The sequence below is a fragment of the Ruegeria sp. AU67 genome, from assembly GCF_900312795.1.
Classification (GTDB): Bacteria; Pseudomonadota; Alphaproteobacteria; order Rhodobacterales; family Rhodobacteraceae; genus Ruegeria; species Ruegeria atlantica.
On record NZ_OMPH01000030.1, the window covers coordinates 312,610 to 335,429 of the forward strand.

At 52.1% G+C, this 22,820-nt stretch carries 26 protein-coding genes; 13 read left to right on the forward strand and 13 right to left on the reverse strand.

Going from position 1 to position 22,820, the window contains the following annotated elements; genetic code table 11:
• Positions 1-36: 36 nt before the first annotated feature.
• The 6 genes from DK510_RS18375 to DK510_RS18400 form a co-directional block, all read right to left on the reverse strand.
• On the reverse strand, positions 37-1,650 hold the full coding sequence (locus DK510_RS18375) for a mechanosensitive ion channel family protein (protein WP_234999139.1): 1,614 nt from the start codon (positions 1,648-1,650) through the stop codon (positions 37-39).
• Positions 1,647-2,969 (reverse strand): mechanosensitive ion channel family protein, encoded by a 1,323-nt coding sequence (locus DK510_RS18380; protein ID WP_109313313.1) that lies wholly within the window; start codon positions 2,967-2,969, stop codon positions 1,647-1,649. Before DK510_RS18380 ends, DK510_RS18375 begins: the two co-directional genes overlap by 4 nt.
• Before the next feature lie 151 nt (positions 2,970-3,120).
• Positions 3,121-4,344: a carbohydrate porin gene (locus tag DK510_RS18385; RefSeq protein WP_109313314.1), complete on the reverse strand. Its 1,224-nt coding sequence runs from the start codon at positions 4,342-4,344 to the stop codon at positions 3,121-3,123.
• A gap of 62 nt (positions 4,345-4,406) precedes the next feature.
• Entirely contained in the window at positions 4,407-4,808 is a 402-nt protein-coding gene (locus tag DK510_RS18390; RefSeq protein WP_160116564.1) for a hypothetical protein, read from the reverse strand.
• A 72-nt stretch (positions 4,809-4,880) separates the two neighbouring features.
• The gene (locus DK510_RS18395) at positions 4,881-6,272 is read right to left on the reverse strand and encodes an amidohydrolase family protein (protein ID WP_109313316.1); all 1,392 of its coding nucleotides are present in this window, start codon (positions 6,270-6,272) and stop codon (positions 4,881-4,883) included.
• Between the two features lie 62 nt (positions 6,273-6,334).
• Positions 6,335-7,726 carry an amidohydrolase family protein gene (locus tag DK510_RS18400; RefSeq protein WP_160116565.1) on the reverse strand — a complete coding sequence of 464 codons (1,392 nt, stop codon included), beginning with the start codon at positions 7,724-7,726 and terminating at the stop codon, positions 6,335-6,337.
• 180 nt (positions 7,727-7,906) lie between these two features.
• On the opposite strand from DK510_RS18400, the gene DK510_RS18405 reads away from it, so the two are divergent.
• A complete protein-coding gene (locus DK510_RS18405; RefSeq protein WP_109313318.1) occupies positions 7,907-8,932 on the forward strand; it encodes an AraC family transcriptional regulator in 1,026 nt (341 codons plus the stop codon).
• Positions 8,881-9,300, forward strand: coding sequence for a DoxX family protein (locus DK510_RS18410; RefSeq protein ID WP_109313319.1), 420 nt, complete (start codon positions 8,881-8,883; stop codon positions 9,298-9,300). Before DK510_RS18405 ends, DK510_RS18410 begins: the two co-directional genes overlap by 52 nt.
• 427 nt (positions 9,301-9,727) lie before the next feature.
• Here DK510_RS18410 and DK510_RS23375 read toward each other — a convergent pair whose 3' ends face one another.
• Together DK510_RS23375 and DK510_RS18420 are read right to left on the reverse strand one after the other, a co-directional pair.
• A complete protein-coding gene (locus DK510_RS23375) occupies positions 9,728-9,946 on the reverse strand; it encodes a GDCCVxC domain-containing (seleno)protein (RefSeq protein ID WP_109313320.1) in 219 nt (72 codons plus the stop codon).
• Between the two features lie 4 nt (positions 9,947-9,950).
• Positions 9,951-10,274, reverse strand: coding sequence for a hypothetical protein (locus DK510_RS18420; protein ID WP_109313321.1), 324 nt, complete (start codon positions 10,272-10,274; stop codon positions 9,951-9,953).
• A gap of 89 nt (positions 10,275-10,363) precedes the next feature.
• Between DK510_RS18420 and DK510_RS18425 the strand changes: the two genes are divergently transcribed.
• Entirely contained in the window at positions 10,364-10,753 is a 390-nt protein-coding gene (locus DK510_RS18425) for a MerR family transcriptional regulator (RefSeq protein WP_010438583.1), read from the forward strand.
• Between the two features lie 201 nt (positions 10,754-10,954).
• Positions 10,955-11,131, forward strand: coding sequence for a hypothetical protein (locus DK510_RS22875; RefSeq protein ID WP_160116566.1), 177 nt, complete (start codon positions 10,955-10,957; stop codon positions 11,129-11,131).
• Positions 11,132-11,735: 604 nt separating this feature from the next.
• Here DK510_RS22875 and DK510_RS18430 read toward each other — a convergent pair.
• From DK510_RS18430 to DK510_RS18440, 3 genes are read right to left on the reverse strand one after another with little or no spacing between them, the layout of a single operon-like run.
• Complete coding sequence (locus DK510_RS18430) at positions 11,736-12,794, reverse strand: adenylate/guanylate cyclase domain-containing protein (RefSeq protein WP_109313322.1); 1,059 nt, start codon at positions 12,792-12,794, stop codon at positions 11,736-11,738.
• Positions 12,791-13,180: a DUF1987 domain-containing protein gene (locus tag DK510_RS18435; RefSeq protein ID WP_109313323.1), complete on the reverse strand. Its 390-nt coding sequence runs from the start codon at positions 13,178-13,180 to the stop codon at positions 12,791-12,793. Before DK510_RS18435 ends, DK510_RS18430 begins: the two co-directional genes overlap by 4 nt.
• Before the next feature lie 10 nt (positions 13,181-13,190).
• Positions 13,191-13,745, reverse strand: coding sequence for a SiaB family protein kinase (locus DK510_RS18440; RefSeq protein WP_109313324.1), 555 nt, complete (start codon positions 13,743-13,745; stop codon positions 13,191-13,193).
• A gap of 120 nt (positions 13,746-13,865) precedes the next feature.
• On the opposite strand from DK510_RS18440, the gene DK510_RS18445 reads away from it, so the two are divergent.
• From DK510_RS18445 to DK510_RS18460, 4 genes are all read left to right on the forward strand, one after another.
• The gene (locus tag DK510_RS18445; RefSeq protein WP_160116567.1) at positions 13,866-14,243 is read left to right on the forward strand and encodes a hypothetical protein; all 378 of its coding nucleotides are present in this window, start codon (positions 13,866-13,868) and stop codon (positions 14,241-14,243) included.
• Between the two features lie 25 nt (positions 14,244-14,268).
• Positions 14,269-15,735 (forward strand): SpoIIE family protein phosphatase, encoded by a 1,467-nt coding sequence (locus tag DK510_RS18450; RefSeq protein WP_109313325.1) that lies wholly within the window; start codon positions 14,269-14,271, stop codon positions 15,733-15,735.
• Between the two features lie 684 nt (positions 15,736-16,419).
• Complete coding sequence (locus DK510_RS18455) at positions 16,420-18,066, forward strand: tetratricopeptide repeat protein (protein WP_109313326.1); 1,647 nt, start codon at positions 16,420-16,422, stop codon at positions 18,064-18,066.
• 185 nt (positions 18,067-18,251) lie between these two features.
• Positions 18,252-18,647 (forward strand): rhodanese-like domain-containing protein, encoded by a 396-nt coding sequence (locus DK510_RS18460; protein ID WP_109313327.1) that lies wholly within the window; start codon positions 18,252-18,254, stop codon positions 18,645-18,647.
• 55 nt (positions 18,648-18,702) lie between these two features.
• On the opposite strand, the gene DK510_RS18465 is transcribed toward DK510_RS18460, so the two are convergent.
• Entirely contained in the window at positions 18,703-19,599 is an 897-nt protein-coding gene (locus DK510_RS18465) for a LysR family transcriptional regulator (RefSeq protein ID WP_109313328.1), read from the reverse strand.
• A 159-nt stretch (positions 19,600-19,758) separates the two neighbouring features.
• On the opposite strand from DK510_RS18465, the gene DK510_RS18470 reads away from it, so the two are divergent.
• From DK510_RS18470 to DK510_RS23645, 5 genes are all read left to right on the forward strand, one after another.
• On the forward strand, positions 19,759-20,169 hold the full coding sequence (locus DK510_RS18470; protein ID WP_160116568.1) for a GFA family protein: 411 nt from the start codon (positions 19,759-19,761) through the stop codon (positions 20,167-20,169).
• 32 nt (positions 20,170-20,201) lie between these two features.
• Positions 20,202-20,396, forward strand: coding sequence for a DUF1059 domain-containing protein (locus DK510_RS18475; protein ID WP_058272354.1), 195 nt, complete (start codon positions 20,202-20,204; stop codon positions 20,394-20,396).
• Between the two features lie 232 nt (positions 20,397-20,628).
• Entirely contained in the window at positions 20,629-21,249 is a 621-nt protein-coding gene (locus DK510_RS18480; protein WP_160116569.1) for a DUF1326 domain-containing protein, read from the forward strand.
• A 28-nt stretch (positions 21,250-21,277) separates the two neighbouring features.
• Positions 21,278-22,048 (forward strand): DUF2182 domain-containing protein, encoded by a 771-nt coding sequence (locus tag DK510_RS18485; RefSeq protein ID WP_109313358.1) that lies wholly within the window; start codon positions 21,278-21,280, stop codon positions 22,046-22,048.
• A 174-nt stretch (positions 22,049-22,222) separates the two neighbouring features.
• A complete protein-coding gene (locus DK510_RS23645) occupies positions 22,223-22,573 on the forward strand; it encodes a class I SAM-dependent methyltransferase (RefSeq protein ID WP_109313331.1) in 351 nt (116 codons plus the stop codon).
• A gap of 17 nt (positions 22,574-22,590) precedes the next feature.
• Here DK510_RS23645 and DK510_RS18495 read toward each other — a convergent pair.
• On the reverse strand, positions 22,591-22,820 hold a 230-nt coding region (locus tag DK510_RS18495; RefSeq protein ID WP_160116402.1), incomplete at its 5' end, for a transposase.

The following is a 22,820-nucleotide window of genomic DNA, read 5'->3' on the forward strand; positions in this document are numbered from 1 at the left end:
GGGGTTTAGTAGACCCAGAGTGGACTTGGTATTCTTTTACTCCGCTATATGAGCAAGCTTTCCATCCCATTCCTCAGTGGGAATCTTAGGACTTGGCGGGTCAGCCATGTAGGACGGTGTCATAATTTGCGTACCGTTCTCGTTGAACACTTCCACGATGTTTTGGTGTAGATCAGACAGAATCTTAGGCAAACTCGATCCTCGAGATGTGTATGCGTTAATTTCGTAATTGATGGCATAGTCAGCCAACTGTGTCCAAAGTACAAAGGGCTCCGGGTTTTTCTTCAAACTCTGTGTGCGATGAGCCGCCTCTATCAACATTGCCGTGATTTTTTTTGGCGGCTCCTCGTACCCGATCCCGACCGTCGTGTGCACGAGAAGGCCTCGACCATCGACTTTGCGCGAATAATTCACGACCTCTGAGTTCAACAACTGAGCGTTTGGAATACTGATCATTTCGTTTTTGATGGATTTGATAAGTGTTTCCATAAGCTTGATTTCGGTTACGTCCCCTATCTTGTCGCCAACCATTATTCGATCACCAACATTCGTGCTGCGCCGATAGATGACAAACAGACCTGCCATCATGTTCGATACAACTGTGTTAGATCCCAACGAGACCATGATACCGGCAAGAATTGTCAGGCCTTGAAACGCCCGGGAACCTGAGCCCGGAATGTATGGGTAGGCGAACACCAGTGCGATCACGATGATCAAAGCCCTGAACAGCATGTTCGTTGGCGCGATCCAGTGCGCCTCGAAATCTTTGATTTCGAATGCACCGTTCTCCAGGTTGTCAAAGAACAGATCGAGGCCGCGGATCGCAAATCGACATAAGGCTGCAATAATCACCAGCATGATCAGGTTTGGGATGTACCCAACGACAGCCAGCACAACATTTATCAATGGCTCACTAACGTACTTTAGAAGAATTTGAGCGATGGCCTGGGTTTCCGCGAAAGACAGCAAAACCAAGGACAGGTAGTAATAGAGAAAAAACAGAAACAGCACCCACATCAAAGCATGAATTGAATAAACGATGATAGACGCGATTGCCCTGCTTCGTAGGATTGACTTTGTAGCTTCCTCGACGCTTTCCGCTCTCTTTTCCAAGTTGTTTCTGACGTAGCCCAGAAACTTCTTCCGTTTGGCAAAGAAGAAGTATGACACCACTGCAAACAACGCCGTCCAAGCAACAGCGGCCAAGGCGCTGTCAACGCGGCCTTCGCTGGATCGCGCTTCCCGGTACTTTAAAATGGCATTTTCGATGGCCTCTGCTTGCAGCCCGGCCAGAACTTCAATGTCCATCTGTTCGTGGTCGGCATCAGCCTGAGTGGTAATAGTGACCATATGGCCGTCGACGCGTACGAGTTGTCCAAATTCAGCCCGGGAGATTTGGATGTCGACCGTTTTGCTCTCTGATCTATCAGCAACTTGAGCAATTCTTTCTTCAATCTTTGCGGCCCTGTCCGTTGCGGGCAATGCGCTGGATCCGCGGACGACAAAAAGCTCATCCCCGTCGACAATGACCGGTGCTATGAATTCGGGATCTTCTCGCTCCTGCTGTGGCAGCAAAACTTCTTCTGACTGGGCCGAGGCTACACTGCAAAGAAGCAGAAAGGACATCATCCATATTACTAATGCTCTCATGTCTTTACTCCTTCCACTGGGATCAGGTGAACATCGCGCTGCGGGAACGGTATTGATATTCCCTCTTGGTCAAACCGCTCCTTGGCTTGTCCTGTGAGGTCCCAATAGACAGTCCAATAGTCGTCAGACTTGGACCACGGTCGACAAAAGATATTGACTGAATTGTCGCCAAGTTCACCAACAAATATTTCTGGATCAGGCGACTTCAGGCATAGTTCATGTCTTGCGACCAATTCCTTCAGAACATCGATTGCGTGAGCAGCGTTGTCTGAATACGCGATCCCAAAAACCAGATCGACGCGACGCTCATCAGATGCGCTGACATTTGTGATTACGTCACCCCAGATCTTACTATTCGGCACAATGATGATCTGATTGTCGAAGGTTCGGATTTTTGTCGAAACGACCGACATCTCGTCAACAAAACCAGATGACCCGCCAACCTGAATATAGTCTCCGGTATCGAATGGCTTTAAAACCATGATCATCAGACCGCTGGCGAGATTGCCTAGCGTTTCCTGAAGCGCAAAGCCAAGAATGAAAGACAAACCACCAAATATTGCAAACAAAGGAGTGACGTTCACACCAAACAAGGCAAGTACAACCAGAATGCCGAGAATAAAGACTGCCCAAAACACTGCGGTCGCAATGAATCTCTTAAGCATCCGCGAAATTGTAGGTATCTTTTCAAGGCCGCGCTCAGATAAACGACGCACCATTTTGGCGACAAACATCATGACCCAAACAGCTGCCAAAACACCCAGCCCAGCCAATAGAAGACCAGCACCTCCCTCCCAGGAAACCAACCATTGGAGAGCGTTGTGAAATAACGTCTGTAAATCCGTTGTTTTAAGCACGCCAGTTTTGAGCGCTAAGACATAATCGGTATGCGGTCTCAGGTCTTCTTCGGCGGCGCCCTTTAGGGCCCATTCGTTTAAGACCAGAGCGTAATTATCCAAAATTACAGTGCCAGTATCGTTTATCAAAGAAAGCTGTGATCTCAGGTCGTCTTCTTGCGCTTCGTTTCCGGCCTGAAGGCTAAGATTGATACGGGCAATTTCTTCAAGTTGATTGCGGACATGGTCTTGCCAGGCAACAGCAATTTCCGAAAGCTCATCAGTCGTCAGCGGAACAAGCAGTATCTCCAGGTCACCGGCAGAAATTGATTTGTCGGCAACCTGAGTTAAGAGATCTTCTTGCTGTACCTCAGCAGGTTCCTGTTCACTCGTCGCGTTCTGTGCGTACGCTGGACCAGCGTTAGAAGTCGATACCGCCGCCGCAAAGAGCAAAATAACAAAACCGTAGATGTATCGCGCCATGACACTAAAGCTCCCACATAAAGACTGAAGAGATCATAAGGAGACCGAAAAGGTCTGCCATCAAAAATAGTTGGGGGCGGCCCACTCACTTGCCGCCCCCGCCCGTTCCGGCCAAAATGAAGCCCGAACGGAAACTGCTACCCGGCATTCATCAAAGATTGACCCTCAGTCTCAGTCCCAAGACCAGCGGGTCGTTCGAGTTTGATCCGGGATTTTTCAGGTATTGCACGTCTGCCGTCAGTGCCAGATTGTCGGCCAGGTCCAAACGGTAGAAAGCTTCAAGTGTCGTTTGATTGGCCAATCCTGGTGTCGTCAGGTCGGCAACAGTGGCCGCTATGCCAAGGAGATCATCGTAGGTGCCAGGTCGCCACATCAAGCCTGCGTTGACGGCACGCCTGGCCAGCGCACCCCCGCCATTGGACCATCCCAGCCGTCCGAAAATCATCAGTTGGTTGTCGAATGTATGGTTGGCAGAAAGTGTGGCTCCATATGTTTCCGGTACGCCAACTTGTCGGCGCGCATCCGTGTGAAACATCCCCAGATGAACGTTTGTCAGAAATCGTTTTGATTTTTCGGGCGTCCAGCCGATCTCGGCGTATTTGTAGAATTCGCTACCCCCGGAAAACCACTCAATGTCTGTGAGAGACCCATTGGCATCGCTGACCACCCCTAACGCGTAAATCTGATCCGTCAGATAGCCGCCGACCGTGACACCAAAGCCGGGATCGGGGATTGGCAGCACCGGGCTAAACAGGATTGAATAGTTCGAAAAGGTCGTTCGTGGGTTCACGTAACCCAGAATGTCAGAGTAGTCGCCCGGATCGATCCGACCCGCCACCACTCCTCCGCGTCCGTTTGCGAAGGCTTGTTGCCAGTAAGCTACCGACAAGGTCGTGTTTGTGTCCCCAAACGTGACCGCAGTTGCCCCTTGATATCCAATTTGCGCAGGCAGCGCTGAAGGTGCAATGGACTGGCCCAACCGGTGTCGGTTCTCCAGAATAAAGACAAGGCTACCCGGGTTTTCACCACCCCGGTTTGCAAATTCCCACGTCCCGATCATCCTGAGCTGACCAGATGCAGATTCGTCCTGCCCGGTCAGGCTGTGAGAGCTGCGCTGGTATAGCGCTTGATAGTCAAAACTGAGCGCCAGTCCGGTGTTTTCCCGAAATCGACCCAAAGCGGTCTCGGCTGGATCAATGGCACGGTCCAAACCGGGCCAACGCGAATCTTCCAGCCGGCGCAACCTGTCTTGCTCCTGCTGCGCGCTGGCTGATCCCGGACCACCCAACGATACCTGGGCTGCGGCCTCCAGTTTCGCCTGAGCAGAATTTTCCAGGGCATCAGCAGCACCGCCAAATAGTGAAAAGGCGCTCAATAATGCAATGGCAAGGGTCGGTCGTGGTGGAAGGTACGACCTCTGGTGCGACAAACCTCCAATCACTTTACGTCATCCACAGCTTTGATTTCGGGAACACGTTCCAGCGCAACAGCCATGTCGGCGCTGCTCATCAATTCGATCATCTGGTAGTCATCCAACAAGCCGTCGCCGAGGCGGCTGACATAGAAGGCCTGGATAAAGGTTGGATCGTCTGGCAGGGAAACGGTGATGTAGTTCTTCCCATTTCCAAGCCCCCAGTAATAGCTCAAAAGCTCTCCGCCGAGCGCTTCGATCCCGCCCTTCACCGAGGCTCCGCGATCCCCCGGATTGGCGATCTGCATTTCCCAAGCGGTGCTATTGGACGTGCCAATGAACAAAAACGTACGCATGCTTTCGGCGTCCTCAGCGGCGGCAATTGAACCACGGATCGCCATAAAGATTCCAAGGCTGAGATGTTTCACAGTCTTTCCTTTCAGGGAAGATTTCTTGGCCGACGTGTGGGGTTATCAAAGATAGACCACCCTACTTTCCGATTATTCCAGCGTATTCTTGTAGAACTTGCCGTCCTTCATGATGACACGGATGGTGTCGAAACCTTCTTCACGCGGATCCGCGTCAAACCATTTCGGTTGGGCCCCCAAGACAGAAAGATCTTCAAGCGGGTTGCCATCGACGATCAGGATATCGGCATAGGCTCCTGCCTGGATCACCCCCAACTGCTCTGGATAAGGATTACGTTGGCCAGTCAGCTGCGCAAGTTCGCCCGCGGTCGACGTAGCGGAGACCAGCATGGCATGATTGCCGAACCAATCAGCAAACTGGTACTTTTCGAAATCGCGATGGGCACGGCCCTGATCGAGCGTTGACAGTACTGTATCAACGTTGTGCACGACCTTGGGTTTGTATTTCTTGACAAGCGCGATGAGATCCTTGCTTTGGTCATGTGCAACCGCAAGCTTGATGCCTGCTGGCGTACCCGGTGCAAAGTTGGGGTGCTCAAACAGGATCGGTGAGAACCCGGCGGTGTTGAGGGACCAGAATATCCCTTCATCAGCCATTCGTTTCACGGTTTCTTCTGTGACCATCTGGCCGTGTTCAATGACCTTGACGCCCGCATCCAGTGCCATTTGGACAGTTTCGTCTGTGTATGCATGCGTAAAGGCGTAAGTGTCAAAAAAAGCCGCAACGTCGACCGCTGCCTTTATTTCTTCCACGCTGTATCCAACGGACCAAAGCGGGTCCAATTCCGAGGAAACTCCGCCGCCGACGGTTAGCTTGATTTGCGTGGCCCCATAGCTGAGGTTTCGGCGCGCGGCCGTTCTAATTTCGTCTACGCCGTCTGCAACGACCGCGAGATTGAGTTCTTCCACCTGTGCGACGGGGCCACCTTCAGCCCGGGCACGAGGGCTGCGCCAGTCCGTGTGACCAGATTGTGGACCGATGCACGCACCGCTCGGGTAAATCCGTGGCCCGACAAGAATATCCTGATCGATCAGCTTTTTCATCGCATCGCCTTGGCCACAGGCATCGCGAACCGTTGTGTACCCATCCATAAGGTAATCACGCGCGTTTGCGACTGCCATCGCGCCGACGCCGTCCCAATTCGCATATTCCGCGCCGCCAAAGCTTGTGAACAGACCGGTTAGGTTCAGGTGGACGTGGCTGTCGATCAGCCCCGGCATCAATGTGCGACCACCTCCATCCACAACCGTCGCGCCAGGGGCGTCGATGGCCTCGGTGGACACTTCTTTGATCAAGTTGCCTTCAACCAAAACGCTGGCGTTCTCGATCCGCGCCTCATTTACTCCGTCAAAGACATGGACGTTGGTGAACAGGGTTTGTGGCAGGGTGTCCTGCGCAAACGCGGCAGTGGCCGTGAAAAAAACCAGGCTCGCGACGGCACCCGTCTTTGTCGAAATATTCATGTCCTTCTCTCCCTTAAAATTTAGTGCGCGGGGCGCCGAGGTAAGTTCACCCCACGCGACACTCAGTCGAGTGTGTTCTTGTAGATCACGCCATCCTTCATGATGATCTTCAGATTGGTGTCGGGATCGGACAGCAGCAGGATGTCCTCCAGCGGGTTCCCATCGACCAATAGAAGATCGGCGTATGCACCCACTTCGACCACACCCAGCGGGCCGTCCTGATAAGGATTGTTCAAACCAGTAAGACGGTTCATGCGCGCGCCGTTTGAAGTTGCGATGCGCAATATGTCGAAGGGTGTGAAATTCGCTTCAAGCAGGTATTTGAACTCGTCGCTCATCTTCTTGTCCTGCTCTAGCGTTTGGTCCCAGTTGTTGATGAGGTCAGTGCCCAGGGTATAGAGGTCGATCATGCCTGGCGTGGTTTGAATTACTTCAATCATGTTGGCCGCGGCATCCCGCACCGTCTTCCACTTCGCAAACGACGCTGGTGTGTAAAATGCTTCGGCCTGCTCGGTGGAGACCGAGTAGACCGGAGCCACGGCGGTCGCAAACATGATCTGTTTTTGAACCATGACCTCGGCCACATCCGGAGTCAGAAACGGGATGTGTTCGACGGTCTTCGCGCCATTGTCGATACAGTTTCGGATCGCCTGTTCAGTGAACACATGGCAGGTCACATATGTGCCCCACTGTTCGGCGGTTTTGACTGCCATCTGGATTTCATCGGCTTGGTACTGAAGCGAATGCAGGGGGTCGAACTCGGACGTAACACCGCCGCTGACCATAATTTTGATCTGGGTTGCCCCGCGGCGCAGGTTCTCGCGTACGGCCATCCGGATCTGATCCGGCCCATCGGCTATAAAGCTCATTTCACTTTCGACCCAATGTGATGGTCCTTGCCCAGACAGTGTGGGATGCCGGTCGTTCAGTTTACGGAAGTCCGCGTGCCCGGATGTCTGGGTGATGAAGGCTTCAGAGGAGTAAATGCGCGGCCCGGGAAACATGCCGGAATCTATAATGCGAGCGATGGATTTTGCTGGTCCGCCTAGGTCCCGGACAGTGGTGAACCCATTCATCAGGATGCGTTCAGACCGAATTGTCGCGACGCCGCCAAGATGAAAGGGTGTGATATTCTGGCGCAAACCATCGCTGAGAGGGTTGAACACGGTAAGATGCACGTGTTGATCATGCATTCCGGGCATCAGTGTGCGCCCACCGCCGTCGATGATTTGCGCATTGGCAACGACAAGCGGCTCAGTCGAGACCTCGGCGATCAGGTTATCGACGACCAAAACATTTGCGTTCTCGATCCGCGCCTCGTTCACCCCGTCAAAGACATGAACATTTGTGAAAAGGATCGGGAAACTTTCTTCCTGTGAAGCGGCATGAGTTGGAAACAGATGGCTCGCAGCCAGTACTGCGGGCACAAGTATGCGCATCAGACATCCGTTCATCAGGGCTCCTATCATCAAGAATCGCAAAAGGCACAATTAGGAGTCATTATAGAATTCGAATAACTTGATGCTTGACGGATTACCGGTTCGAGAAAAATAGTTTTGGGAAACTGCAAGGTTTCATAATTTTATTGTGGGAATTTCCTACACTCGGGAATATTGCGAATTTCTGGAGAAGAGATGACAAGAAGACTTGGTAATAACACGGATCAGTCGCTACCACTCGTCAGGGCTTCAGTTGCGGGCCCGGTTGTCGCAGCGCTTCGCAGTGTGGGGGTCGAACCCGCGTTTGTTCTTGATCCGCTGGGGTTGAACGAAGCACAGGTAATGGACCCGAAGAATTTCCTGCGCCACGATACCGTATACCAGATCTATCAGGCCGTGGCAGAAGCCACTTCACCGGATTTTTGCGCACAGGTCGGGCAATCCGTTGACCTTGTCAAATTTCTCCCGCTCGGCGATATGCTGGCAGAAGCCCTTACATTGGGAGACTTTTTTACCAGGTTCACACAAGCGGTTTCCAAGGAATCCAATGCCGTTACGCAATCCCTCTTTGTTGAAGGAGAGCACGCGTATTTCAGTGCCAAAAGGAACTTCCAAATTTCGGTTTCTCCCAGCCAAACCGATGCGTTTCTGACGAGTATATGGATATCCCTGTTGCACCGTGTCCTGGATTTCAGGTGGGACCCCAACCAGGTCATTCTTCGCGTCAGTGACCCGGATGCGCTGCCCGGTCAGTTTCACGGCGTTCGGGCAATCAAGTGCAATCCTCAAGGTTTTTCGATCAGGTTTCCCTCCAGCTGGTTAAGTTACAGACTACGACCAGAGGCACTGGAAAACCCCCCAGACTACAGGGTTATGGATGAAGATCTGGCCGCCCCGCAGGATTTCCTTGCGGGACTGAAAGGCCTAATCAGGGTCCATCTTGCGGATTCAGGATTTGGTGTGGATGAGCTTGCGGACCTTTGCGGCTTTCATCAGGAAACACTGAACAACCGGCTGGAACCTTACGGTCAAACGGCGTCCCAAGTTATCGCGCGCATTAAGCAGGAAGAAGCCGAACGCCTGCTGGCAAAAGACAATAAATCCGTCGGCGAGACAACGCAAAGGCTTGGCTATGCCGACCCAACCGCCTTCTCCAGAGCATTTCGAAAATGGACGGGCGTATCTCCGGCAGCCTACAAGAAATCAAACCGGAAGGACTAGCATTGCTCCTGAACATCGCCGTCGGTCTTCTATCTGCATTTTTTCTCTTTGCTTCATCCATCAAGATTTTTGGGTGGCAAAAGAAGGTCTTTGAAATCCAGTTGGGCATGTTCGAAAGCTACGGCCTCAACAGGCAGATCATGTTCATCGTCGGATGCGGGGAACTTTTCGGGGCAATTGCCATCTGGTTTCAATCGTCGTGGATCGGGCCGCTAGGAGCACTTGCGTTGCTCTGCACATCTGTCGGAGCGATATTCTGCCATCTAGTGTTCGATACTTGGAAGCAGGGCATACCAGCGATGATAACAGGGACGCTTGCGGCTCTTGTTTTAAACGCTGGGTATTCAAAGCTTCTAAACGTACTGTAACAACAGTCACCCGACCGATACCGGGTAACCTCAGGACAGCGATGGAACGTCCACGACGGGCCTTTATTCTCGACTTTGCAAAGTCCGCTTTCTGCGCATCGCAGACCTTCGCGCCCTGAGCACCGCTGGCAACTTTGGGCTGATATTGTTGAAAACCCCCAATTTGCGTAAACTCGGGTCAGAAACTGGCCCGACAAGGTCGACGGGAGTTTTCAGCTGAGGGGGGGGCGGCCAAAATCTGGCGCTGGCCACCAGTGGGCACCGAAATGCCCGTCATCGGTATCAGCAGTGGACTTTTCGGATTGAGTGCCCGTTCGCAGAATATCGGGGCCTCCCGGATTTTCGAGTTTTTCAACAATATCGGCTCAAAGCGGGCTTTCACAGCAAATCGTCCAAATAACCGCTCTGCGGACCAAAGCAGACTTTGTCATCCGCAACAACTATCGCCATTCTGGATCGGCGGGCAAGGCACCGTGGCATAGGAGCAGTAGACACAACAGTCCCCTTCCAACGGCTTCAAGACCGCTGCGCAAGACTTGCATTCATAGAACCACTGGCAAGCATCCGTCGGCATTATTTCGGTTTCGCTGTGACCGCATGTCGGGCACATCAGGGTGCTTTCAAGCACTACAGTTTGCTCTGTCATTGTTTCACATCTGCATTATCAGGTAATCGTTGATCCGGGCCTCGTTGAAGACGACGACCCAAGCCAAGCCTGTGATTGCGGTCGTCCCTGAAAGCCACCATTTCAACTTTGTTAGGGAACCGCGCTGATAAGATACAAGCCACGATATAGCGACAAGCGCCGTCGAAATCGCCAATACGTAGTAGCTTGCCGCCGCGATCTTTCCGAAAATGGCCAGCCAACTGCCTCCTAGTCCCAGCAACATCATTGTCATGGGCAGTACGCAGCAAGTCGCGACGCCAAGTGCTGACAGTGATCCCAGATAGCTGATGCTAAGGTACTTTTGCATCTCATTCCCTTGATTAGTTGGAGTTGTCGAAGTGACTGCTTCTCGTATAACTTCTGTAGTCGCTACAGGATCAAGACGGGAAAACTCACATGTTTGCGATTGGGGAAGCATCCCGGCAAAGCGGTGTCGGCATTGAAACGATCCGCTACTACGAACGCGAAGGGATCGTGCCCAAGCCAGAACGGGCACCGAATAACCGGCGGATGTACTCCGCGCACGATGTTGGAAGGCTTCGTTTCCTGAAAAAATGCCGTGATTTGGGCTTTCCACTAGCCGATACAAAGACGCTTCTCAGCCTGTCCGAAGGCGACGGAGAAGATTGCCGATCCGTAAAAGAGCTGGCTGAGCTTCATATCTTCAATGTGCGTGAAAAGATAAACGAGCTGAAGCGATTGGAAGCAGCGCTGAACGAACTCACAGCCAACTGTGACAGCGGGAATGTCTCTTGCCCCATGCTCTCAAAACTGCGAACCGACTAGTGAAACTTTGGGCTCAATTCGGTCATGTGTCGCATTCTGAACGAATTGCTGCTTCGGATCGCGAGAGTGCAAACGCTGTATAACTGCGACTTATGTTAAATCTAGAACCCCCTATGGATCGGGGGAAAAATCCGCAATTCTTATACCTGAGATTAAGTTCGACCCGCGATGGTTGCCCGGTAATCTACAAGAGGATTTGACATGAAAAAACTTGCAACCATCGACCTGCCCAGAACAAACGCCAATGCATTTGAAGTGCTGGCACGCTGCCAGACCGCAGCCGAAAAAGCCGGAGCCGAACAAGCCAGAATTCGGGCCTTCCTCGAGGACGCTGTCCAGAGTGACTTTGAGCATCTGTTGCGTGTGGTGAATACCTAACTTCGAAGTCTTTAGCGCCAAGACTTGATTAGAGAGGGCCTGGTATGCCGCCAGGCCACCAATTCAAAATACTCTCAGTCACCAGTAAAGTTGCCTAGCAGGCTGACGGCTCATGTTGTTTTCGAGAGCCTGGTCATCGCCCACGTAAAACCGGTGCGAATTTCCGACGGTTTCAGGAAAACGAATGCTTCTTCCGGTGATGTCTTGAAGGACGATGCCCGCTGTATCACTATTAGACTAAGCGTCCTAAAACCAAGTCTTGTTCATTGTTTTCACTCCCTGATTGGCTGCGCTCCAGGCCAAAATAACTCACCGAAGCGGATCAAAAGCCAGCAAGCGGGCTTTGCAAAGTTTGGCGAACAGCTCTCTTCTGACATCCAAGCGTAGGTCATTATTCTGCGGTCGCAGATCGCATTGCAGCCGTCCGCTGCAAGAGCAATCTTTTGGCTTGGGTGAGCTCACAGTCCGCGGTCGAAGTTACCTTTGAGGCAGGTTACATCTAATTCAGATGTATGAACAAAACTGACCTTGTCCACAGCATGGAACAGTTCTTGAGTATTCGTGGGAATTTTCCGAGACACGTTCAAACACTGGCTGCGAGACCTCAGTGTTCGTTTTTACGGAGTGATGCAAGCGCCGTCTTAAGTATCTCTAAGCTTGCGGCGCGTTCTTCTGGTGTCATCGAGCTCGGGTCCAACACCATTTGAAAATTCGGGTTTTCATATACTACTTTTTCTGCGCGCGGTCTCGATTTCTTTTGACCCAAGACGCGGTATGTCATGACAGGTTGAGCCACGCCTTTGACTTGGATAGCTCCAACTTCTTCGGTCTCTATTTCGTGGTTCACGTGCGCCCAGGTTTCGTACGAGATGTAAATCTCTCCTTCCTCGGCCTGATGCTCCAACCTTGATGCCACGTTCACAGCGCCGCCGATAATGGTGTAATCCATTCGGTCGTCACTTCCAAAATTGCCAACCGTACAAAAGCCTGTATTGATACCTATACGGCATTGTAAATGTTGCCTTATTCCATGACGGCTCCATTTTGCCCGCAACTCTGTCAACTTGTCTCGCATTGCAATTGCCATTCTCACGCATGTCAAAGCATCTTCCCGCACCCCTTTAGTCTCCGGATCTCCAAAGAAGACAAGGATTGCGTCGCCGATAAACTTGTCTATCGTCGCACCGTGGTTCAGAGCGACTTCCGCCATTTCGGTCAGGTAACTGTTCAGGAGTTCTGTTAAGTCTTCCGATTCCATCTGATCCGTAAGCTCTGTGAAGCCGGCGACGTCCGAGAAAAACACTGTCAGCTTTTTTCGCTTACTCGCGAGTTTAACTTCTTGGCGACCGGAAAAGATCGAGTTGTAGACTTGAGGCGATAAGTATTTGGCAAGCTTTCCTGACAATGCCTCAAGCTCTTGGTTTTTTTGGGTAACTTCTTCGGCGGCGATGCGCTGTTTTTCGGCTAGTGCATTCAGTTCCCGCTCGTTGCGATCACTCAATCGCATCATGCGCCGCGTGGTTCTGAGCAGCTTTCTGTATTCTCCGACAAGGTTTTCAATTGATTTGCGTGTTTCATCATTCGGAAATTGTCCAGTGTTTAAAGCTTCTTCCGCGACTTCCAAAGCCTCATTCTCGCGAACAAAGAGATCGTCGATAGTCATCGATCCAACAACTTTTCCAGTGTGAACTTGGCATGCTTCAGGTCTTCCCCAAACTCCTCCCCAAGTTCTTCCATGGTCTCGTCTTCGGGGTCGTGAAACCAATAGACGTCAACGCTATTCCCCGCCTCAGCAGCGGAATCCAAAAGCTCCATGATCATCATGATGGCCTTGGCGCTGGACGAATTGAAATAGATGAGTTCAAAGTCAAAACGACATTTGGATACTGAACCATCCGACAACCAACTTTTCAAAACATCAAACAACGGGTTGTAAAATGTCGTAACATCTTCAGGGTAGGATTCCCCAATCAGTTTGAGGTGGCCAACGTCAAAATCGAACGCCACAGCTGGGGTGCGGTTTGTTGCCGGGATATCAATTTTCTGCATTCGTACCCTCTTAAACCGTCGCTTTGAGTGCGAAGAATGCGTGCTGATCGTCAATCCGCATAAAATCAAACTCTATTGGCTTTGACGCTCGGCGCGCAATTTCAATTAACCCGATACCTGCACTATTGCTGACGGCGTCAGTTTCTGACCGGAGTTGGCCTTTGTACGCAGCCCTAAGTTCCTCACGATTCATGGCGCGTAGTTCGGAAAGTCGTTTTCGCATGTTATCTACGTCACTCAAAAGGATCAGATTGCCCGCATGAACGACATAGCCGTCGGCCTCGTTGCCGATAGTCACGATGCCGTAACTTATGTCCAACACCTCGGTCTCATCGTCGGCTGGTAGCCGTTCAACTGAATATCTGATGATGTTCTGCATTTGCTCTACAAAAACAGCGAAAACGCTTCGGAGAGTTTTGGTGTCAGCATCTTCAGACACTAATTTCTGCTTTAACGCATCGCCAACACCACTGAGAATACCTTCGGTTACATAACCACTGTATGCAAAGACAACGCCTTGTCGGCGCAGGTTGGCGCGTAGTTCGTAGACTTCGCTTGCAAGCATCTGTTCCCCTTGGTCATGCTTGGGTGGCACCAAGTTCAATTCAGGTCTTAATATCATAAGATACACATTTATGCATTTTTAGTGTATCAATTGTGCAGTGTTGTTAGTGGGGAGGTTAATGTGATTAGGCTATTGTGTGTGGCTGCCGTAGTAATATCGTCCAACCCGGCTACAGCGGCCGACATTCCAACTGAGGTCAAGGCAAAGCTCCAATCCGCCATGATTTCGCATGTCGATGGGGTGATGGTCGACGGTTCTTACACGTATCTGGACACGACAACCAACGCGTTTGAAACCGTTTACCCTGCGAATGTTCATCCCATGGTTCTTCTTGCGGGAAATGACTATTTCGTCTGCTCTGAAATGATAACCGAAGATGGCGACACCGTGACGGCAGACTTTCTTGTGCGGGAAGTTTCCGGGGACTACAAAGTTGTGCAGATGATCGTCAACAATCGTGGCGCTCTTCAGGCCGCGATGAAGAACATCGGGAACTAGATGCCGAACACTATAGAGGCATTTATTGCGTAAACTCTGGACATTCTTGAAGCGCCGAATATTTCTGAAGCATATTTTGGCGACGCTCCTGCTCGGAGGCGTGTTAAATGCCATTGTGCTTCTTTTTTACTATGAATTTAAAAAGAAAGCTCAAACGGATCAGGTTGCCGCAGAGGTTGCAACGATTGCCAATCGTATAGCACGCCCGTTGGCTGAATTGGTTGAAGTAGGGAATTTTGCGCAAGCAACGAGCCTGCTCGCCGTCTATTCGGGTTTTCCTTACATTATTTGCGCTGAACAGAGGTTAGAGCCAAGCTCGGATTCTTTGGTTTCCTGGCCTGCTATTGGATGCGACAAGATAAAAAAATCTGGTCTAGATGTCGTCGTTTCTGTTCCGACGGCCGCAGGGCCAGCCACGATGTTGGTCCGAATTGATCAGGAGATCTTGAACGATGAGTTAAGGACAGAAGTGGGGGTTGTGGTACTTCTTGGAATGCTCGGGGGATTTGCACTCATCTTAGCAGGTGCCGCTGCATTTTTATGGCTCATTAACAGACCTCTCGGCCAAATGTTGAAAGCCATTGAAAGGTTCGAGCGATACGATGACCCTCAAATTGTCCCATACCAGTCGGAAGATGAGATTGGCAAGGTTGTTCAAAGCTATAACTCAATGTTGGATCGGGAGGTTGAACGTGTCAGTGAAATCCGCGAGGCGCACCACCAGATCGTCGCAAGTGTAAACTATGCCACGCGAATTCAGCAGGGTTTGTTGCCCAGAACAAGCCAGTGCAAGGCCGCCTTTGCTGACTTCGCTGTCATATGGGAACCACGCGATTTGGTTGGTGGGGATATCTACTGGGTCAAAACGGATGGCCCAATTACGACGCTCGCCGTAATTGATTGTACCGGACATGGCGTTCCCGGAGGCTTCATGACCATGTTGGCAATCGCTACACTCGAGCGGCTCTACTTCGAAAATGAAACGCTTAGCCCGTCGCTGGCGCTGTCCAAGTTGAGCGATTTGACGCGTTCACTTCTAAACCAGGATACTGAAAACGGGACCTCCAACGACGGCATGGACGCTGCGATATGCCAGATCGATTCAGCAAAAGGGGTAGCGACGTTTGCAGGTGCACACATGTCTCTTTTGGTCAAATCCAAAACCGGCATTGACCGAATCCGAGGTGATAAGCTGAGCATTGGGTATGCGGATACTCCAATTGGTCCAAAATACTTGGAGCACGAAGTTCAAATGGATCAAATCACAGATTTTTTTATTTCAACTGACGGGTTGATTGACCAATTAGGTGGAGAAAAACGTTTAGCTTTTGGTTTCCAGAGAATTGTATCTGTATTTGAACAGGAAGAGTGGTCGTGTTCGGAATATCTATTGTCGGCTATTCACAGCGCTTTTCAAGACTATAGTACGAATGAAGAACGTTTGGATGACTTAACCATGATCGCTTTTCGCACTGCCCGAAATACAGACTAAGGTGTGTTTGTGAGGTGCAACGCCCTCTGCTTATCCGTAAACGTTGATGCCTCTCCTGTTCTATCTAAGGCTTTGTTAGGCGTTACTAAAACTGAGGTGACGTCGATTTTTCCTCGCTGAACAGACGCTACAGTGGACTGACCGTTCTACAGGGCGCTTCGGTGACATAGGTGCGGCCGCGGGATCGTCGAGATCGTCATACTGAACCTGAATGGCCGCTTTTTGAGTTTCCCATGAATGACTTTGCGACTAGCAAAGAACGGCAGTTCCCGTCCCGCGTGTTGCTGTGGCATGTCTGCTTTGGGCTGTACTACGGTTCTTTGGAGTGAAAATGCGGATGGTCGCACAGTCCGCATCTCGGGATCTGCAATGTCTAGTTTCGAATGTCCAGATCGACCGGCAAAAAGCCAACCCTGATCACCGCGGAGAACGTCAATACTGAGCCCCATAGCGGACATCCTTTTGGCTTGTTGCGTCGGACAAACTGCCCGCCCAACGCAATCAAACCAAACCGACGGCGCGTCACTCACGCGGCCGATAAGTTGATCAGTCGCCAAGAAGAGTGCTTCGATCAAATGGGGCTCATATAAGTCGGGTCTATGCCTTGGGTCGGCTTTGATGTCGCCAGTATCGAGAAACAGCCCATTGTGGTAACCTCCTACCTTTAATTAGGGGGTTATTGTGATGGATTACTATGATCTCGGTAGCTACAGCCGAAAGATCACAACATCGTCGGACAAAGCCCAGCTTTGGTTTGATCGTGGTTTGGCTTGGACTTACGCGTACAACCACGAAGAAGCGATTGTATGCTTTCAGAATGCCGTGGCTGCGGATCCAAATTGCGCAATGGCGCACTGGGGCATCGCGTATTGTATTGGGCCGAACTACAACAAGCCCTGGGAAACATTCGAAGAAGAAGAGAAGCCTGACTGTATCGCCTTGGCGAAAGCGTCAATCGAGGCTGCTGCGTCGTTAAAGGACCGGCTGACGCCTGTTGAACGCGCGCTAATCGATGCCATTCCAGCGCGTTATCCATCCTCATCGGATATTGAGGATTTCAGCCCGTGGAATGATGCCTTCGCTGATGCGATGCGAAAGGTTCACACCGAATTCGATCAGGACCTGGACGCGTCTGCGATTCTGGCCGAGTCGCTCATGAACCGGACACCCTGGCAGCTTTGGGATTTGCCGACCGGAAAGCCCGCCGAAAGGGCCGATACGCTCGAGGCAATATCCGTGCTTGAAAATGCGTTCGATACACTTTCCGGAGCATGGGAGCACGCAGGACTATTGCACATGTACATTCACCTGATGGAAATGTCGCCCCACCCCGAACGGGCACTGCGTCACGGCGATGTGCTCAGCACGCTGGTGCCCGAGGCCGGGCATTTGTTGCACATGCCGACCCATATCGACGTGTTGTGCGGAGACTACATGAACGTGGTACTGCGCAATCACAAAGCCATATTGGCAGATCGCAAGTTTCTGAAGCGCGAAGGCCCTGACAATTTCTATTCCGTCTATCGGTGCCACAACTATCACTTTAAAATATACGGTGCGATGTTCTTGGGGCAACCATCGGCAGCAATCGAAGCCGCCGATGAGCTGATCGACACCTTGCCGTCAGACACTCTTCGGCCTATGGCGAACTGGTTTGAAGGCTTCATTCCAATGAAGCAACATGTGCTGATCAGGTTTGGTCTCTGGCAGGATATTCTCGATCAGGATCTGCCAGAGGATGAAGAGCTTTACAGCGTGACCATTGCCATGATGCGGCATGCAAGGACGGTTGCCTTGGCCAACCTACACAGGGTCGCCGAAGCCGAGAGTGAAAAAGCCAAGTTCTATGATGCTCTGGCCAGAGTTCCTGAGACCCGAATGCTGTTCAACAACACATGCCGGGACATTCTGAAGGTCGCTGAGCAAATGATGCTGGGTGAGTTGGCCTATCACGCAGGAGAGCACGAAACGGCCTTTGACCACCTGCGAAAGTCAGTCGAGATCGACGACAACTTGCCATACGACGAGCCCTGGGGCTGGATGCAACCCACCCGTCATGCGCTGGGTGCTCTTCTTCTTGAGCAGGGCCAGATGGAGGAAGCCGAAGCTGTTTACCGTGCAGACCTTGGCCTGGATGCAACGCTTAGCCGGGCCTGTCAGCATCCGGGCAACGTCTGGAGCCTGCATGGCTTACACGAATGTCTAACCCGGCGCGGTGAAATGGTCGAAGCCGCCCACATTAAGCTACAACTGGACAAGGCCACTGCTCGCGCCGAGGTGCCGATCAAGGCATCGTGTTATTGCAGGCAGAAGGCTTTGGCCGCCCAGTAATCACTGATCAACAGCAATGGCCGGGGTATTTGCGAGGCCCGCTTTTGCCGTTGACCGGGACTTATTTAACTTCGTTGATGGCAACAGTCTGGACGACGACAAGACTGCCAAGCATCGCTTCGGTGCCGATTTGCGGTAAATCAGCCGCATGGTAGCATAGCGCAGGATTTGCAGTCGGGGGCAATATGGTCTTAACATTCGCACAAATGGAAGCTCAGGAAATATCCAAAGCAAATCCGATTTCAGCAACTGACGCGCTGGCAGTACTGATCGAAGACCCCAACGCACTTGTAGTGGACGTGAGGGATAGCGCTGAAATGGCGGCTACAGGTATCAGCCCTAGAGCAATTCCGGCTCCTGGTCGCGCCGTCGCTTGGATGGCAGACCTTGAAAGTGAATACAGATCTCAAGAGTTACAGGATCGTGGAAGGCGAATTTTCACCACTTGTGGCGGCGCTCCTAGCTACCGAGGCGCGGCAGCGGCAAACGTATTGACTGCGATGGGTTTTCAAAACGTGCAGTTTATCGATGGAGGGATGGCGGCTCTGATCGCAGCTGGCTCCTCCACAGAGCAGCCTTAAGAAACGGCGAAACCAACGGTCTTGAGCAAACAGAGCAGGTGGAAATAGATACGTCTCAGCTTCCAGAGTTGTGTCTCGATACGACTTGCGACTGAGATTTTAGCCAGTTGACGAACACCTTAGCCTCGGGACGCTGAAATTCCACCTGCGTCTGGATGTAATAGACGCCGAAGAGTGGCTCAGAGAACAACTCAATCATCCGACCAGATGACAGATCGTCCTCGAAAAAAGCTCTGGCGGAATACGTGATACCGTCGCCCCGGCGAACCGCAGTCATGATCAGGTTCCCCGGCATGTGATTTATGGTCAATGGCTCGGGAGGTACGACCCCATGATAGGTGAACCAGTCGGCCGCCTCATTTGTGCCCAGTTCCTGCAACCAGGGCAGCTTCGTTAAAGAGGCCGGGTCACGCAGATCTTGGCCTCCCAACAGTGAAGGTGCCCCGATCACGACCATGTCGGAGACAAGAACAGTATCCTCTTCTTTTCTCGGCATGCGTCTGTCGTGATACCGAATGGCGACATCGATGCCACCTGGCTTTATCTGAACCAGTTCAGAAGTTGGGTTCAGCATCAAAGTGATCTCTGGGTGTTGTTGTTGAAACTCTGCCATTCTCGGCAATAGCCACTCCACCGCGAATGCTGGTGACATTGTCACTTGAACGGGACGGTGCGCTGCATGTTCCGCCAGTCGTTCGACACCCCTTCCGATAAATTCAAAGCCGATACCCAGTTCACGTGAAAGAATGATGCCTGGCTCAGTCAGTTCAATGCTGCGCCCACGTCTGGCAACGAGAGCTACACCCAAATGTCTTTCCAACGATTTCACCTGCTGGCTAACAGCCGCTTGGGTCACGTTCAAGCGTTCAGCCGCCACGGTGTAACTCCCTGCTTCCGCAACTGCTGAGAAAGCGCGCAAAGCGTTCATCGGGGGAAGGTGCAACCAATCCATACTGTAGATTTTCTAATGCTTGGCTAAACTATTTGAGTCGCATGATATCGGCATTCTTGACATTATTCACAGTGAAATCTGCGCTGCTATTATAAAATATTGGAGCGGATGCTTTAGTGCCGATGTCAACCTAGCCGCATGCCAGGAGATCTTGATACGATGGAAAAACTTCAAGGTGGATGTTACTGTGGTGCTGTTAGATACCAGTTAGCGACCCTGCCAGCGTGGTCGGGTCATTGCCATTGCCGTTCATGCCAAATGGCCCTTGGCGGTGTCTTTGTAACTTGGGCTAAGGTAGCCGCCGAAGACTTCGCCGTTATCAAAGGCGAAATCCAACACATTGAGAAAACTTCGGGTATTCGCCGCGGGTTTTGTCGGGACTGTGGAACGACGTTGACCTATGCCGCCCTAAATGAAGTTGAGGGCCAAGACTGGAGTGCTGACGCTTGGTTTTCTGCTGCAACGTTGGACGACCCATCGATTGCGAAACCCAAGGCCCACGTCTTCGTGTCACATCAGCAGCCATGGATAAAACTCGACGACGGTCTCCCGACGTTTCCTGAGTTTTGATCAACTTTCCCGTTCAGAAAGAGGAGAAAATGATGAACACCGCATTTTCATATGCCTGCAAGGATTGCGAGGGCATGGAGGCCTGCCCAGGCAAAGTGATCGCAGCGACCAAAGATGAAGTATGGAAACTCATGGAACTCCACGCGGTGGTCGCTCATGGAGAGGACCCCAGCTCGTGGGATGCCGACACTCGGGCATATCTGGGAACATTGATAAAACCAGCATGATCAAATCAGTTAAGCTTAGAACCCAATGATATTTCGGTTTGGATCGCTTGGTGACGAATGGCGGCTTTGTTGCGAAGGACCGGCTTGGGCTGCCAACCAGCTAATCATGTAAGCTGTAGGGATAGGCAGCTCTGTGCCCTGAGGAGACATGGTTAACCTTCTGGTTGATTGGTGAAAAGCAGCCTTTCTGCTAAAATGCCTCCGTGGAAAATATGGGATGGGAGGAGAAATCATGTCTTGGAATGTTTCAGGGGAACTCGTCGAGACCTGCAATTGCAACATGCTTTGCCCATGCTGGTTCGGACAAGCTGACCTTATGCTCTTGGACCAAGGGTATTGCGCGACGTCCCTGTTGATACGCATTAGCGAGGGCTCTCATGAAGGCGTGGACCTTTCTGGCCAAAACGCGATTGTCTCATTGCATTTCCCCGGGCCGACACTGTTCGACGCCAACGGCACCGGGCGAGTGTACATTGACGAAAACGCCAGCGATGCGCAGGCGGCGGCATTGGAGACTATCTTGCAGGGTGCGTCCGGTGGCGGCATGGAGGTGCCGGCAAGCCTGTTGTCGACCTGGCTTCCAACCAAACGCGCCGGGATCAGCGTGATCGAGGCCGATGGCGAAATAACTGCAAGCGTGGCCGGCGTAGGCGAGATGAAATCCCGTCGCCTGGTCAATGACCTCGGCAACAAGATGAAACTGCAGAACGCCGCGTTTAGCCTCGCCTTCGGGCATGAGGGGCATGAAGGTGATCTGGCCCCCAGTGAAGGAACCACTTGGAACGACGCGGATATGCCCGTGACCTGGACGGGCCGGTCGGGTGTGGTCGGACAAGTCGCTTGGGCCGGCTGAGGCCGGGCCGGATCTTCAGGCCATCCTAATGAATGCTGTAGGGGTCGCACGACGAGATCGGGCGCTGGTGCTGGCAGCGTTAGTCGCGCTCACGGCGCTGGCGTGGGCCTATACAATTTACCTCGGGCTTGGTTCGTCCTCGATGACGATGGTTGGCGACATGGCCATGCCGATGATGATGCAGTGGTCCGTCGCGGATTTTGTCTTCATGCTTATCATGTGGGCGGTGATGATGCTCGCGATGATGCTGCCTTCGGTTACACCCGCCGTAATGATCTACGAGCGGGTCCGCGCGAAGCGGGAGGAGGCAGGGCGACCCTTCGTGCCAACGGGCAGCTTCGTGGTGGGGTATATGTTGGTTTGGCTGGTGTTCTCGCTGGCGGCGACGGTATTGAATTGGTGGCTGCACACGGGCGGCGCGCTTTCCTCAATGATGGGGAGGGTTGCGCCGACTGTGGGCGGCGTGATGTTGATACTCGCCGGGTTGTTTCAGTGGACGCCGCTCAAGAACGCTTGCCTGGAGCATTGCCGCTCGCCCATGAGTTTTCTGACGGCTCATTGGCAGGAGGGAACCCTGGGTGCCGCGAAGATGGGGCTTCACCACGGGGCCTACTGTCTTGGCTGCTGCTGGATGCTGATGGTGCTGTTGTTTGTATTGGGCGTCATGAACCTGCCGTGGGTTGCCGTACTTACAATCGTAGTGTTGGCGGAAAAGACGTTGCCATTCGGGAGGTTTCTGAGCCGGGGATTGGGCTTGGTTTTGATTGTCTGGGGCGGGTGGCTGATCACGCTCGCCTGAGTAACCGTTGGTGCATCCACAGGCTGGATAAATGCCACCGCAGAGCGATCTTCAACACGTCACCGGACAAGCAATTTCTACGGGAAGTTAAGGTCCGCTCCGAACCCAAAACGGAAATAGGGGAACGGGTGTGCTAATCTGTTGCAAGACCAATCAGATTTGCTGGAGTTGGCAATGACTCACATCGATCACCTAAAATCGATATGCGAACTTGAAGGTATTCAAGTCGTCGATGTTGGTGCGGGTGACGGCGTCTATTCGCGAGACTTGTACGCTGCAGGAGCCAAAGTCACCGCAATAGAAATAGACTCGGACAAAGTTGCGAAGGCCAAAGAAGATCTACCAAGAAACATCGACGTTAGGATTGGGGCTGCCGGAGACCTACCTCTCGACTCCGGCTCGCAGGACCTAGCGTCTTTGTTCTTCTCACTTCATCACATTCCAGTCGAAGTTCAGCACACTGCTTTCACTGAAATTAGCCGCGTTCCTGGAAAAGATTGTTTGGCCGGACCCAGATCGTTCTAGGCTCCAGACTCATTGATTTACAGCCAGAATAGGACGGTAGCCGCGAGAGCGATGGCCGACAGGAAGACCTTTGGGGATCTATCATAGCGGGTAGCGACACGCCGCCAGTCCTTGAGGCGTCCGAACATAATCTCGATCCTGTTGCGTCGTTTGTAGCGACGCTTGTCGTACCGGAGAGGTTTGTCGCGTGACTTCCGACCTGGGATGCAGGGCTTTATTCCCTTGTCTATCAGGGCTTCGCGAAACC